The organism is Sinorhizobium sp. NG07B, from assembly GCF_002532005.1.
GTDB classification, from domain to species: Bacteria; Pseudomonadota; Alphaproteobacteria; order Rhizobiales; family Rhizobiaceae; genus Sinorhizobium; species Sinorhizobium fredii_C.
Genome location: NZ_NWTD01000005.1, coordinates 340,038 through 352,782 on the forward strand (window position 1 = coordinate 340,038; position 12,745 = coordinate 352,782).

13 protein-coding genes are annotated in these 12,745 nt (G+C 61.7%); 5 read left to right on the forward strand and 8 right to left on the reverse strand.

The annotated features are described in order from the left end of the window. Nucleotide 1 precedes the first annotated feature (1 nt). The 6 genes from rsmG to hemE form a co-directional block, all read right to left on the reverse strand. Nucleotides 2-643, reverse strand: coding sequence for a 16S rRNA (guanine(527)-N(7))-methyltransferase RsmG (gene rsmG / locus CO664_RS19400; protein WP_097539656.1), 642 nt, complete (start codon nucleotides 641-643; stop codon nucleotides 2-4). After that, complete coding sequence (gene mnmG, locus CO664_RS19405; protein ID WP_097539657.1) at nucleotides 640-2,520, reverse strand: tRNA uridine-5-carboxymethylaminomethyl(34) synthesis enzyme MnmG; 1,881 nt, start codon at nucleotides 2,518-2,520, stop codon at nucleotides 640-642. Before mnmG ends, rsmG begins: the two co-directional genes overlap by 4 nt. Before the next feature lie 99 nt (nucleotides 2,521-2,619). Next, nucleotides 2,620-3,939 (reverse strand): tRNA uridine-5-carboxymethylaminomethyl(34) synthesis GTPase MnmE, encoded by a 1,320-nt coding sequence (gene mnmE / locus CO664_RS19410; protein WP_097539684.1) that lies wholly within the window; start codon nucleotides 3,937-3,939, stop codon nucleotides 2,620-2,622. Between the two features lie 340 nt (nucleotides 3,940-4,279). Beyond that, entirely contained in the window at nucleotides 4,280-5,545 is a 1,266-nt protein-coding gene (rho, locus tag CO664_RS19415; protein ID WP_082911953.1) for a transcription termination factor Rho, read from the reverse strand. Nucleotides 5,546-5,742: 197 nt separating this feature from the next. Beyond that, nucleotides 5,743-6,282: a protoporphyrinogen oxidase HemJ gene (gene hemJ, locus CO664_RS19420; protein ID WP_097526021.1), complete on the reverse strand. Its 540-nt coding sequence runs from the start codon at nucleotides 6,280-6,282 to the stop codon at nucleotides 5,743-5,745. Continuing rightward, nucleotides 6,279-7,313: a uroporphyrinogen decarboxylase gene (gene hemE, locus CO664_RS19425; RefSeq protein WP_097526020.1), complete on the reverse strand. Its 1,035-nt coding sequence runs from the start codon at nucleotides 7,311-7,313 to the stop codon at nucleotides 6,279-6,281. Before hemE ends, hemJ begins: the two co-directional genes overlap by 4 nt. A 403-nt stretch (nucleotides 7,314-7,716) precedes the next feature. Here hemE and CO664_RS19430 point away from each other — a divergent pair, with 403 nt between their 5' ends. From CO664_RS19430 to dnaQ, 5 genes are all read left to right on the forward strand, one after another. Then, complete coding sequence (locus CO664_RS19430) at nucleotides 7,717-8,538, forward strand: pyruvate, water dikinase regulatory protein (protein ID WP_097526019.1); 822 nt, start codon at nucleotides 7,717-7,719, stop codon at nucleotides 8,536-8,538. 139 nt (nucleotides 8,539-8,677) lie between these two features. Beyond that, nucleotides 8,678-9,277 (forward strand): Maf-like protein, encoded by a 600-nt coding sequence (locus tag CO664_RS19435; RefSeq protein ID WP_037418427.1) that lies wholly within the window; start codon nucleotides 8,678-8,680, stop codon nucleotides 9,275-9,277. Continuing rightward, nucleotides 9,270-10,130, forward strand: a complete 861-nt coding sequence (locus CO664_RS19440) for a shikimate dehydrogenase (RefSeq protein WP_097539658.1) — start codon at nucleotides 9,270-9,272, stop codon at nucleotides 10,128-10,130. Before CO664_RS19435 ends, CO664_RS19440 begins: the two co-directional genes overlap by 8 nt. After that, entirely contained in the window at nucleotides 10,127-10,717 is a 591-nt protein-coding gene (gene coaE / locus CO664_RS19445; RefSeq protein WP_097539659.1) for a dephospho-CoA kinase, read from the forward strand. Before CO664_RS19440 ends, coaE begins: the two co-directional genes overlap by 4 nt. 101 nt (nucleotides 10,718-10,818) lie before the next feature. Then, nucleotides 10,819-11,517: a DNA polymerase III subunit epsilon gene (dnaQ, locus tag CO664_RS19450; RefSeq protein ID WP_097539660.1), complete on the forward strand. Its 699-nt coding sequence runs from the start codon at nucleotides 10,819-10,821 to the stop codon at nucleotides 11,515-11,517. Between the two features lie 60 nt (nucleotides 11,518-11,577). On the opposite strand, the gene secB is transcribed toward dnaQ, so the two are convergent. Then, on the reverse strand, nucleotides 11,578-12,081 hold the full coding sequence (gene secB, locus CO664_RS19455; RefSeq protein ID WP_095678026.1) for a protein-export chaperone SecB: 504 nt from the start codon (nucleotides 12,079-12,081) through the stop codon (nucleotides 11,578-11,580). Nucleotides 12,082-12,221: 140 nt separating this feature from the next. Continuing rightward, nucleotides 12,222-12,728 carry an FxsA family protein gene (locus tag CO664_RS19460; protein ID WP_097539661.1) on the reverse strand — a complete coding sequence of 169 codons (507 nt, stop codon included), beginning with the start codon at nucleotides 12,726-12,728 and terminating at the stop codon, nucleotides 12,222-12,224. Between the last annotated feature and the right edge of the window lie 17 nt (nucleotides 12,729-12,745).

Consider the following 12,745-nt stretch of genomic DNA (forward strand, 5'->3'; position numbering starts at 1 on the left):
ATCACTTCGTCCGACGTGAAAGATTTGCAATCTCGAGCACAACCGAATCCGGCTCGACGACACTTGCATGTTTTACCAGATCGAATTGAAAGCGGCTAACCGCTTTATCAACTTCCGTTTGATAATCCCGGCCTTTGTGAAAGAAGGCGACGGTTTTCGCGTCGTTCTGAAGCATCCACGGCGCGCAATAGTCAAGCAATTGCGACAAATCGGCGAGCGCACGGGCCGAAATCGCGTCACAGCGCGGGATAGCGGAAGCGGCTTGCTCGATTCGAATCGGATGAACCGATCCGCGGGCCCCTGTTTCGTTGAGAGCAACGCGCAAAAATGCAGCCTTCTTGTTGTTGCTTTCGACGAGATGGACCCATCCATCTGAAAATTCGGAGAGACAGATGGCAGTGATAACGCCTGGGAAACCGCCGCCGCTGCCAAGATCTACCCAGACCTTGGGCGAGGGAGACAGCTGAAAGATCTGCAGACTGTCTGTTATATGGCGCTGCCACAGATCCTCAAGCGTAGACGGTGCCACAAGGTTGATCAACTTCGCCCACTTCTGAAAAAGCCCGGCGAAATGCTCCAGCTTTTCGTGCGTTTCAGGTGAAACACGCAGCGCTTTCATGCGCTCGGCAGGACTCGCTTTCATTGCGCCGCACGCCTCGCAGCCAACGCACCGCGCTCCTGCCGCCGCAGCCAGGACAGCAGCAGCGACACGGCCGCGGGGGTCATGCCATCGACCTTCATCGCCTGCGCCAAATTGCACGGCCGCTGCTGCGCTAGTTTTTGCTTCAGCTCGTTGGAGAGCCCCGGCAAGTCGCTATAGTCAAAGTCGTCCGGAATCGATGCGCTCTCTTCCCGCCGAACACCGGCGATGTCTGCCGCCTGGCGCTCCATATAGACGGCATAAGCAGCATCGATCTCGAGCGCTTCGGTGACGCGCCGATCAATTCCTTCGAGCTGCGGCCACAGCGGTTTCAGCCCCTCGATCGTCTGGTCCGGGTAGGAAAGGATTTCGAAGGCTGAACGCCGCTGGCCGTCCTGGTTGAGCTTGAGGCCAAACCGCTTGCCCTCGGTCGGTGTGATCGACAGCGATTGCAGGAGCGTGCGGCCGTTCTCATAGGCACCCCTCCACGATGCAAAGCGGGCCCGGCGCGCCTCCCCGACGCAACCGAGCTCGATGCCGACCGGGGTCAAACGCATGTCGGCATTGTCGGCCCTAAGTGACAGGCGATACTCCGCCCGCGAGGTGAACATCCGATAGGGCTCGCTAATTCCGCGCGAGGTCAAATCGTCGACCATCACGCCAATATAGGAGTCTGTCCGGCTGAAGATGAAGGGCTCCCGGCCCGTCGCTGCCAGCGCGGCGTTGAGCCCGGCGACCAGGCCCTGCGCTCCAGCCTCTTCATAGCCGGTCGTGCCATTGATTTGACCAGCCAAGAACAGCCCAGGCATTTTTCGAACCGCCAACGACAACTTGAGCTCGCGCGGATCCACGTGATCATACTCGATGGCGTAGCCGGGCTGAAGAATCACCACATCCTCGAGGCCAGGAATGGTGCGGATAAAGGCCTCCTGGACTTCCTCCGGCAACGAGGTCGATATGCCGTTGGGATAGACGGTGTCATCGTCCAGCCCTTCGGGTTCGAGGAAGATCTGGTGACCGTCCCGTTCGCCGAAGCGGACGATCTTATCTTCGATCGACGGGCAGTAGCGCGGGCCGACTCCCTCGATCTGACCGGAATACATCGCCGAACGGTGAATGTTGTCGGCAATGATTTTGTGGGTGGCGTCCGTCGTCCGGGTTACGCCGCAATCGATTTGGCGATTGACGATCGTGTCGGTCATGAAGGAGAAGGGCACCGGCTGCTCGTCCGGCCCCTGCCGGCCGACGCGGTCCCAGTCGATCGTCCGGCCGTCCAGCCGCGCGGGCGTGCCGGTCTTCAACCGTCCGAGCGTCAGGCCGGAGCGGGAGAGCGTCTCCGATAAGCCGAGCGACGGCTCTTCGCCGACGCGGCCAGCCGGAACCTTGCGATCGCCGATATGAATCAGCCCCTTGAGGAAAGTCCCCGTGGTCAGTACCACCGAGGCGGCCCTAAGGGCCCGGCCATCCTTCATGATCACGCCGGTGACGGCGTCGCCATCGGTCAGAAGGTCAAAGGCGTCACCTTCGATGACCGTGAGATTTTCAATAGCGCCGATCTCCCGCTGCATCGCTTCGCGATAGAGCCGGCGATCCGCCTGTGTGCGCGGTCCCCGGACCGCAGGCCCCTTGCGCCGATTGAGGAGCCGGAACTGGATGCCGGCGGCATCGGCGACGCGTCCCATCAGTCCGTCGAGGGCGTCGATCTCCCGAACCAAGTGCCCCTTGCCGAGGCCGCCGATGGCCGGGTTACAGGACATCACCCCGATCGTCTCGATTTTGTGGGTAACCAGAGCCGTCTGCGCGCCAAGCCGCGCCGCCGCCGAAGCGGCTTCGCAGCCGGCATGACCTCCGCCAATTACGATGACATCATAGCTCGTCATAGACACTCCCGCGCTCGGGTGTTGATTGTTAATCGCCGTATCCTGTCAAGAAGGTTTCACGTGAAACGAGTTTGCGACCCGCTTCAATCGCACGCCATCTCACTTGCCGATGCAGAACTCCGAGAATATCACGTCGAGCAGGTTCTCGACATCCACCCGACCAGTAATCCGTCCAAGTGCGTCGCCGGCGACGCGCAGCTGCTCAGCCTGGAGATCTGCGCCCTCGGTGACCAAGGCGCGCGCCAGCGCGACGCTGGCCTGTTTCAGGCAATCCACATGACGCTTTCTTGACGGGATTGCAAGTGACATCCGCCCGGCGAGATCCGGCAGGTGCGCCGTGATTTTTTTCAGCAACTCGCCGATGCCGTCCCCGGTCTTCGTCGACAGAAACACATCCGCCTGACCCGCCCGCCAAATCGTTGCGTTTCGGTCGAACTTGGTAGCAACCCGAATGATCGGAGCTTCATCAGCAATCGGCTCGTTCAAAACAAAGCCGTCCGGTTTTTCCGATAGCAAGAGGATCAAATCGGCATGTCCGATGACTTCCCTTGCCCGGCGGATGCCTTCACGCTCGACGATCTCGTCCGTCTCCCGCAGCCCGGCCGTGTCGAATAGTTTCACCGAGAATCCGGCTAAGGAAAGGTCCACCGAGATGACGTCACGAGTCGTGCCGGCGATCTCCGTCACGATGGCAATGTCCCGCTTCGCCAGCGTATTGAGAAGGCTCGACTTGCCGGCATTCGGCGCGCCGGCAATGACGATCTTAAGGCCATCGCGAATGATCTCGGCCAGCCCGGCCTTTCCGGTATGGGCGTCGATCTCTGCCTGAAGCTTCTCGACATCCCTCCAGATCGTGTCGCTGACGGAGCCCGGGACATCCTCTTCATCGGCAAAGTCGAGTTCCGCCTCGATCATCGCGCGTGCATGGGTCAGGCGTCGCGCCCAGCCGTGGTAAAGAGCCGATTGACCGCCGCTCGCCTGTTCGATCGCCAGGCGACGCTGCATTTCGGTTTCGGCCGAAATCAGGTCGGCCAGTCCCTCGACCTCGACGAGGTCCAACTTGCCGTTCTGAAAAGCGCGCCGCGAGAATTCGCCAGCGTCTGCGTGCCGCAATCCATCGAACTCGCCAAGCGCCTCGAGGACGGCGTGCACGACGGCTCGCCCGCCATGGAGCTGCAGCTCGCAGCAATCCTCCCCCGTGAACGACGACGGTCCGGGAAAATAGATCAACAGCCCGCTATCGAGCATCTCACCGTTTCGATTCCGAATCGTTCGGAGCGAGGCGGAGCGCGGTTTTGGCAGAGCGCCGCAAAGCTGCACGATCGCACCGGCCGTCGCCGGTCCGCTGATGCGAATGACAGCAATCCCGGCGGGCAGGGCGCCGCTGGAGAGCGCGTAGATAGTGTCCGTGAGCTGCATCGGCTTGTTCGATTTGGTGAGCACACAGGTCAAACCTGTGCGCCGGCGGCGTCTTCCGTCTGTATCGAGGAGCTAACTCTCTCTCCTTGCGCCCGAAACAGACGCAGCTGTCGGCACAGCGAACGGCGCAGACTTATGCATGTCTGGGCGCCGGAATGCAAGTATGGTGGGCCCTCGGAGTCCGGCGCAACGTCGGCATTGTTTCACGTGAATCACCGCCGTGCACGGAAGCCGAAGGTCATCTTGGGTTGCCAACGTCAGATCGGCTCGCTGCCCCTTTTCATAGAAAAAGGCGGGACTCGCGAGTCCCGCCTTGCCACAAGAGTCGCCGCAGACCCGATCAGGTGTTCATCGAATCGAAGAAGTCGCCGTTGGTCTTCGTCTGCTTGAGCTTGTCGATCAGGAACTCGATCGCGTCGGTCGTGCCCATCGGCGCGAGAATGCGACGCAACACAAAGATCTTCTGCAGGTCCTGGCGCGGCACCAGCAGGTCTTCCTTGCGCGTGCCGGACTTCAGGATATCCATGGCCGGGAAGATACGCTTGTCGGCGACCTTGCGGTCAAGGACGATTTCCGAGTTGCCGGTGCCCTTGAACTCTTCAAAGATGACTTCGTCCATGCGGCTGCCCGTGTCGATCAGCGCCGTCGCGATAATCGTCAGCGAGCCGCCTTCCTCGATGTTGCGGGCCGCGCCGAAGAAGCGCTTTGGCCGCTGCAGCGCATTGGCGTCGACACCGCCGGTGAGCACCTTGCCTGATGACGGAACGACGGTGTTGTAGGCACGTCCGAGGCGCGTAATCGAATCGAGCAGAATGACCACATCGCGGCCGTGCTCAACGAGGCGCTTGGCCTTTTCGATCACCATCTCGGCCACCTGCACGTGGCGCGTCGCCGGTTCGTCGAACGTCGAGGAGACGACTTCGCCCTTCACCGAGCGCTGCATGTCGGTCACTTCTTCCGGCCGCTCGTCGATCAGGAGAACGATCAGATAGCATTCCGGGTGATTGGCGGTGATCGAATGGGCGATGTTCTGCAGGAGAACCGTCTTACCGGTACGCGGCGGCGCGACGATCAGGCCGCGCTGGCCCTTGCCGAGCGGCGCCACCAAGTCGATGACCCGGGCAGACAGGTCCTTGGAGGTCGGTACTTCCAGTTCCATCTTGAAGCGCTCATTCGGGTAGAGCGGTGTCAGGTTGTCGAAGTGGACCTTATGGCGGATCTTCTCCGGATCGTCGAAATTGATCGTGTTGACCTTGAGCAGCGCGAAGTAGCGCTCGCCTTCCTTCGGTCCGCGGATCGGCCCCTCGACCGTATCGCCCGTCTTCAACGAGAAGCGGCGAATCTGCGACGGCGAAATGTAGATGTCATCGGGACCGGGCAGGTAATTTGCATTTGCCGACCGAAGAAAGCCAAAGCCGTCCTGAAGGACCTCGACAACGCCTTCCCCGATGATTTCTATTTCTTGCGTGGCCAGATTTTTGAGGATGGCGAACATCAGCTCCTGCTTGCGCATGGTGCTGGCGTTCTCGACCTCGAGCTCTTCGGCAAAGGCCAGGAGATCCGTCGGCGTCTTGTTCTTGAGGTCTTGAAGCTTCATTTCAGCCATGAAGAGTCCATGTCTTGTAGGGGAATGGGAGAGGCGTGATTTTCGTAAGGGAGCTGCGAGGGGAAAGGGGGCAGGCTCTAAACTTCGTCACAGGCCTTGGGGATGAAGGAGATGCGCGAAAATAGCGATTCACGTGGAACGCCGCAAGGGGGCGCAGCAATTTAGCGGCAACTATTGCAGCTGCGAATCGTTTGAATTCAGAATGGTTTCACGACGGCGAGGATAACGATGACGATCATCAACAGCGTCGGAGCCTCGTTCATCAGCCTCCAGTAGCGCGCGGTCCTTCGATTCACGTCTCGCTCAAAGTCGGAGACCGCCCGGCTAAAATGCATATGCACCAGCGTCAGCAGAAAGACGCAGAAAAGCTTCGCGTGAAGCCAGCCGCCGCTAAACCCGTAGACGCTCCAGGCGAGATAGAGGCCGAGCAGCCAGGCGATCATCATCGCCGGGTTCATGATGACCTTCAGAAGCCGCCGCTCCATCGTCTTGAAGGTCTCGGACTGCGCCGACCCCGGCACGGCGTCGGTGTGATAGATGAAGAGCCGCGGCATATAGAGCAGCGCCGCCATCCAGGAGATCACTGCGATGATGTGGAACGCCTTGATCCAGAGATACAGATCGTCCGGCTGCCCGATGAAGAGCGCCGCCAGCAGCGCGACGAAGATCAAAAGGGCGGCGATCGCGCGTAGCCGCGCCCGCCTTCCGGGCGCGCTATCGGTTTGCCGCTCGATCATCCCCTGATCCCACGAACGCGCGCCACCAGGGCCGCGACGTTCTCCGGGTCCGCCTCCGGCGTGATGCCGTGGCCGAGATTGAAGATCAACGGCCCGTTGCCGAGCGCATCGAGAATGCGGTCGATGCCGTTTTCCATGGCCGACCCGCCGGCAACGACCCGCATCGGATCGAGATTGCCCTGGACCGGTCCGTCCCTCTGCAATTCTGCGGCAAAGGACAGCGGCACCGTCCAGTCGAGGCCGATCGCGTCCGCCCCGGTCAAGCGGCGATAGTCCTTGAGCAGCAGGCCCGCACCCTTTGCAAAGGCGATGATTTTCGCGGAAGGCCGGCGGGCCCGCACCGATGATATCATCCGCCGCACCGGCTCCACGGCAAAGCGGGCGAACTCGTCCTCGCCGAGCACGCCTGCCCAGGAATCGAAGACCTGCACCGCATCGGCGCCGGCATCGATCTGCTCGACGAGATAGTCGGCCGAGATATCGGCAAGGAACGCCAGAAGCTGCTCGAAGGCCTTCGGATCACGGTAGGCAAAGAGCCGCGCCGGCGCCTGGTCCGGTGTGCCGCGGCCGGCGATCATATAGGTCGCAACCGTCCACGGGGCCCCGCAGAAGCCGAGCAGCGTCGTCTCCTGAGGCAATTCCCGCCGGAGCCGAGAGACGGTTTCAAAGACGGGAGCCAGATGGTTCAAAACCTGATCGGCCTTGAGGCTTGCTATGCCGTCGGTGTCGATCGGATCCATCCGCGGTCCATGGCCCTCTTCGAAACGGACGTTTCGGTGCAGCGCGTCGGGAATGACGAGAATATCGGAGAAGAGGATCGCAGCGTCGAAGGCATAGCGCCGGATCGGTTGCAGCGTCACCTCGACGGCGAGATCCGGCGAATAACAGAGATCGAGGAAGCTCCCGGCTTTCGCGCGTGTCGCCCGGTATTCCGGCAGATAGCGGCCGGCCTGGCGCATCAGCCAGACGGGCGGAGGCGTAAGGCATTTCCCGTTCAACACCTCAAGAACTTTGCGACGTGTCTCGGCCACTCGCCATTTCCCAATCTAAAATCAACCTATTTGAAATTGTTTCTATTTCTTAGAGTCGGTGGCTATCAAGGATTAAAATCAATCCTCAGTTCATCCAACCGCCGCCGATCGCCACGCGTATCATTGGAGAAAGTTCGGCTGGATTGCCAACGGATCGGGAAAAGTTGAGAAAAGACAGGAAAGTCAGCATCTTGCCCAGGCGTTCGGATTTGCGATTCCTGTGGACAAGGAGTCGATCCGCGTGACAATTTGTCGTCGGCTTGAGTCTTGTCCACAACTGCGCCCGGGCGTTTTTCGTCCGGGCTTCGGATGTGAATAACGCGACCCTTTTCCACGGGCCTAAGCGGCGGCCGCGATTTTGGCCGCCAGTGTCCCGGCCTATCAACAGCCTCCGGAGAATTGCGTGGAGAACCGAAAAAATTACTTCCACCTGCATCTCGTCTCCGATTCGACGGGCGAGACGCTGATAGCCGCCGGCCGCGCCGCCGCGGCGCAATTCCAGTCCTCGCACGCGCTCGAGCATGTCTATCCGCTGATCCGCAACAGGAAGCAGTTGATGCAGGTTCTCGATGCGATCGACGGCGCACCGGGCATCGTGCTTTATACGATCGTCGATCGGGAACTAGCCGGCATGATCGACCAGCGCTGCCGCGAGATCGGCGTTCCCTGCGTCTCCGTCCTCGACCCGATTATCGAGCTGTTCCAATCCTATCTCGGTTCGCCGTCGCGGCGCCGTTCGGGCGCACAGCATGTCATGGATGCCGATTATTTCGCCCGGATCGAGGCGCTGAACTTCACCATGGATCACGACGACGGGCAGATGCCGGCCGATTTCAACGAGGCGGATGTCGTGCTCGTCGGCGTGAGCCGGACCTCCAAGACGCCGACGAGCATCTATCTCGCCAATCGCGGCATCAAGACCGCCAACATTCCGATTGTCCCCGGCGTGCCCTTGCCGGAGGGCCTGCTCAAGGCGACGAAGCCGCTGGTGGTGGGGCTGATCGCCAGCGCCGACCGGCTCTCCCAGGTCCGCCAGCATCGCCTGCTCGGTACGACCCAGAGCTTTCATGGCGAGGACTATACGGATCGGGCGGCGATCTCCGAGGAGCTGAAATATGCCCGCACGCTCTGCGCCCGCAACAACTGGCCGCTGATCGACGTGACCCGCCGTTCGATCGAGGAAACCGCCGCGGCGATCGTTGCCCTTCGCCCCCGGCTCAGATAGAGCGGAGCCCAGGAACCGGAAGGTCGCACAGCAGCCGTTCGGTCGCGCCGTTCGGTTCCGGTTCATGCGGAATCGATCATGATGATCGCATGCGACCGGTCCAGCGACCATCGTGATCTCGGAACTGCGGATTGAGAAGATGACATCCTCGCTCGTGCTCGCCTCTGCCAGCCCCTTTCGGCGCGCTCTCCTGGAAAACGCCGGGCTGACATTTGCGGCCCGCGCAGCCCAGGTGGACGAGCGCGCCCTGGAACGACCGCTGGAAGAGGCGGGTGCCTCGCCTTCCGAGGTGGCGCTTACACTAGCGGAAGCCAAGGCGAAGGATGTGTCGCGCCATTTCGCAGGCGCGCTGGTGATCGGCAGCGACCAGACGATGTCGCTTGGCACCCGCGTCTATCACAAGCCGAAAGATATGGCGGAGGCGACTGAACATCTCCTCTCGCTCTCCGGCAGGACGCACAGCCTGAACAGCGCCATCGTCCTCGTCCGTGACGGTGAGGTCCTCTGGCGGCATGTGTCGACCGCGCGTATGACGGTCAGGCCGCTGGAACGCGCCTTTGCCGAACGGCATCTGAGAAGGGTCGGGGAGAAGGCGCTTTCGAGCGTCGGCGCCTATCAGCTCGAAGGTGAGGGGATCCAGCTCTTCGAGAAGATCGACGGCGATTACTTCACGATCCTAGGTCTGCCGATGCTGCCGCTTCTTGAAAAACTCCGCGAATTGGGATCGATCGATGCGTGATTCACGTGAAACATTTTTTAACCACGCCTTCGTCACCGGCTATCCCATCAAGCATTCTCGCTCGCCGCTGATCCACGGCTATTGGCTGAAACAGTTCGGCATTGCCGGAAGCTACCGGGCCCACGAGGTGACCCCGGCGGCCTTCCCTGATTTCATGCGCAATCTGCGGGAGGGCAGCACTGGCTTCTGCGGCGGCAATGTCACCATCCCCCACAAGGAGATGGCTTTCGAGCTCTCCGACCGGCCGGACGAGCTGAGTGCCGAGCTCGGCGCCGCCAATACCCTCTGGCTCGAAGACCGACAAATCTACGCGACCAATACCGACGGGCGCGGTTTCGTCGCCAATCTCGACGAGCGGGCAAGCGGCTGGGATCGTACCTCCACGGCCGTCATTCTCGGCGCCGGCGGCGCCAGCCGCGCCGTGATCCAGGCGGTCCGCGATCGCGGCGTCAGGACGATCCATGTGGTGAACCGCACGGCCGCCAGGGCCCAGGAACTGGCTGACCGGTTTGGAGAGGCCGTCGAGGCCCATCCGATCGCCGCCCTTTCCGAGGTCATGGCCGATGCCGGTCTGTTCGTGAATACGACCTCGCTCGGCATGGACGGCGAGCCGGCGCCGTCGATCGATTTCTCGCCGCTCGCAGCCGGCGCGGTGGTCACCGACATCGTCTATGTGCCGTTGAAAACGCCGCTCCTTCGCCAGGCCGAAGAGCAGGGCTTCCGGATCGTCGACGGCCTTGGCATGCTCCTGCACCAGGCCGTGCCGGGTTTCGAGAAATGGTTCGGCCGGAAACCGAACGTCGATGAAACGCTTCGGCAAATTATTATCGAAGATATGGACGTGCACGCATGATCACCGTCGGGCTCACCGGCTCCATCGGCATGGGAAAAACGACGGCGGCTCAGATGTTCCGGGAGCTCGGCGTCCCGGTGAACGACGCGGACGAGGTGGTTCACGATCTCTATCGCGGGGAAGCGGTGGCGCCGGTCGAAGCAGCCTTTCCGGGCGTCGCCAAGGGCGGCATCGTCGATCGGGCGGAGCTTTCCCGGCAGTTGCTGGCGCAACCGGAGCGCCTCGGCGAACTGGAGCGGATCGTTCACCCGCTTGTCCGGGCGAGGGAAGATGCGTTCGTGGCAAGGCACAGGACGGCGGGAGCGGCTTTCGTGCTTCTCGATATCCCGCTGCTTTTCGAGACCAAGGCCGAGAAGCGCCTCGACCGGGTCGTCGTCGTCAGCTGCGATGCGGAGATCCAGCGAGAGCGTGTCATGAAGCGCCCGGGCATGACCGCCGAGAAATTCGCGATGATTCTCGCGCGGCAGGTGCCCGACAGTGAAAAGCGCGCCCGGGCGGATTACGTCATCGACACGAGCGACAGTTTCGACGTTACCCGGGAGCAGGTCCGCGCCATTGTCGATCGTTTGACCGTGGACAGCCCCTGACCCGCGGCCATGAGCATCTTCAACTGGAAAAGCAACGACATTAAAATCGGTCGCACGAACGGATCAACTGATTCGCCGAGTAGCCCGTCTTAGGAAAATTCATGCGTGAGATCATTTTCGATACGGAAACGACCGGCCTCGACAGCCGTGAGGACCGGGTGATCGAGATTGGCGGCGTCGAGCTCGAGAACCAGTTTCCGACCGGACGGACAATCCATCTCTATATCAATCCGGGCGACCGCAAGGTGCATCCCGATGCGCTAGCCGTGCACGGCATCACCGACGACTTCCTGAAGGACAAGCCATCCTTTGCCGACGTGGTCGAGCAGATCGTCGACTTCTTCGGAGATGCGCGCTGGGTCGCACACAACGCGACCTTCGATATCGGCTTCATCAATGCCGAGTTCGACCGTTTGGGGCTGCCGCCGATCGCGATCGATCGGGTGACCGATACGCTGGCCATGGCACGGCGCAAGCACCCGATGGGCCCGAATTCGCTCGATGCGCTGTGCCGCCGCTATGGCATCGACAACTCGCATCGCGCCAAGCACGGCGCCCTTCTCGACTCCGAGCTGCTCGCCGAAGTCTATATCGAAATGATCGGCGGCCGCCAGGCGGCGCTGGGGCTGGTGACGAGCCAGATCAACGGTCTTGCCGTACAGGCGGACGATGGTCCGATCATCGTCATGCAAAGGGAGCGGGTGCTGACGCCGCGCCTGACGGAAGCCGAGATCGCGGCCCATGCGGCGCTCGTTTCCAAGATCGGTGCGAAGGCGATCTGGGTAAAGTACAGCGGCTGAAAGCCCGCAACAAAAACCCGGCCTTCTGAGCCGGGTTTTTTGCACTTATTCGAGGATGCGTCAGTTCGTCGTCGTGTTGCTGTTGGCAACCTGGGCGCGGACTTTCTCCTCCGCCATGCGCTGAGCGAACATCTGCGCAAAATCGATCGGGTCGATCATCAGCGGCGGGAAGCCGCCGTTGCGGGTCGCGTCGGCGACGATCTGGCGGGCAAAGGGGAAGAGCAGGCGCGGGCACTCGATGAAGAGCAGCGGCAGCATGTGCTCCTGCGGGAAGCCAGATACGCGGAAAACGCCGCCATAGGCGAGCTCGACGTTGAACAGCACCTTGTCGCCGTCCTGAGCCTGGGCGTTCAGCGAGAGAACGACGTCGAAATCGTTCTCCGCGAGCGGATTGGCATTGACGTTGACATTGATGTTGATCGAGGGCGCGCGATCGCGGGCCTGCAGCGAACGCGGGGCGCCGGGGTTCTCGAAGGAGAGGTCCTTGACGTACTGGGCCAGGATGTTGAGCGACGGGCTCTGCTGGGCCTCGCCATTGCCGTTGGATGCGGTATCAGTCGTCATAAGAGTTTCCTCGGACTTCGAATTGGTGAGGCCATCTAGCACTTCGGACCTGGGCTTACAACCCTCGAAGCCGGGACCGGTTCCCCGGACTGAAAGGCGTTACGGCCCCCTTCGCCGACCGGATTCACTATCGCCCTGACCTACCCGGAAATCCGGTTGCCAGGCGGCGAGGGACCGTTTTCGTCGTCGTTCCTTCTGGAGAACTCGTCCGTGTCGAGGTCGATGATCGTCGGGCCGCGCGGCCGGTCGCTGCCGCGGCCGCCGGAGTAGAAGCCGCTTCCGGTCGTCAGGATCGTCAGCCGTGTCTGCAGGAAGGAGGAGATGGCGCGCCTGACCGGCGGCAGGAAGAGAATGACACCAGCGATGTCAGTGATGAAGCCCGGGACGATCAGCAGGATTGCTGCAACGAAGATGAGCGCGCCGCCGAGAAGATCCGGGCCCGGGTCCTTTCCGGCCCGGGCCGCCTCCTGCACGCGGCGCAAAGTGCCGAGACCCTGGATGCGTAAGAGCAGGACGCCGGCAACTCCGCTCACTAGGACGAGCAGCAGCGTCATCGCCAGGCCGAGTTCGCGGCCGACGACCACGAAGCCGGCAATCTCTGCGATCGGCAGGCCGAGGATGACGAGGGGAATGATCAGCGACCGCATCGATCGTGCTCGCAAGA

What these genes read in the sequence shown, in the direction of transcription:
- rsmG (WP_097539656.1), bottom strand. Translation starts at nt 643, where the DNA reads ATGAAAGCGAGTCCTGCCGAGCGCATGAAAGCGCTGCGTGTTTCACCT.
- mnmG (WP_097539657.1), bottom strand. Translation starts at nt 2,520, where the DNA reads ATGACGAGCTATGATGTCATCGTAATTGGCGGAGGTCATGCCGGCTGC.
- mnmE (WP_097539684.1), bottom strand. Translation starts at nt 3,939, where the DNA reads ATGCAGCTCACGGACACTATCTACGCGCTCTCCAGCGGCGCCCTGCCC.
- rho (WP_082911953.1), bottom strand. Translation starts at nt 5,545, where the DNA reads ATGGCTGAAATGAAGCTTCAAGACCTCAAGAACAAGACGCCGACGGAT.
- hemJ (WP_097526021.1), bottom strand. Translation starts at nt 6,282, where the DNA reads ATGATCGAGCGGCAAACCGATAGCGCGCCCGGAAGGCGGGCGCGGCTA.
- CO664_RS19435 (WP_037418427.1), top strand. Translation starts at nt 8,678, where the DNA reads ATGACATCCTCGCTCGTGCTCGCCTCTGCCAGCCCCTTTCGGCGCGCT.
- CO664_RS19440 (WP_097539658.1), top strand. Translation starts at nt 9,270, where the DNA reads ATGCGTGATTCACGTGAAACATTTTTTAACCACGCCTTCGTCACCGGC.
- coaE (WP_097539659.1), top strand. Translation starts at nt 10,127, where the DNA reads ATGATCACCGTCGGGCTCACCGGCTCCATCGGCATGGGAAAAACGACG.
- dnaQ (WP_097539660.1), top strand. Translation starts at nt 10,819, where the DNA reads ATGCGTGAGATCATTTTCGATACGGAAACGACCGGCCTCGACAGCCGT.
- secB (WP_095678026.1), bottom strand. Translation starts at nt 12,081, where the DNA reads ATGACGACTGATACCGCATCCAACGGCAATGGCGAGGCCCAGCAGAGC.
- CO664_RS19460 (WP_097539661.1), bottom strand. Translation starts at nt 12,728, where the DNA reads ATGCGGTCGCTGATCATTCCCCTCGTCATCCTCGGCCTGCCGATCGCA.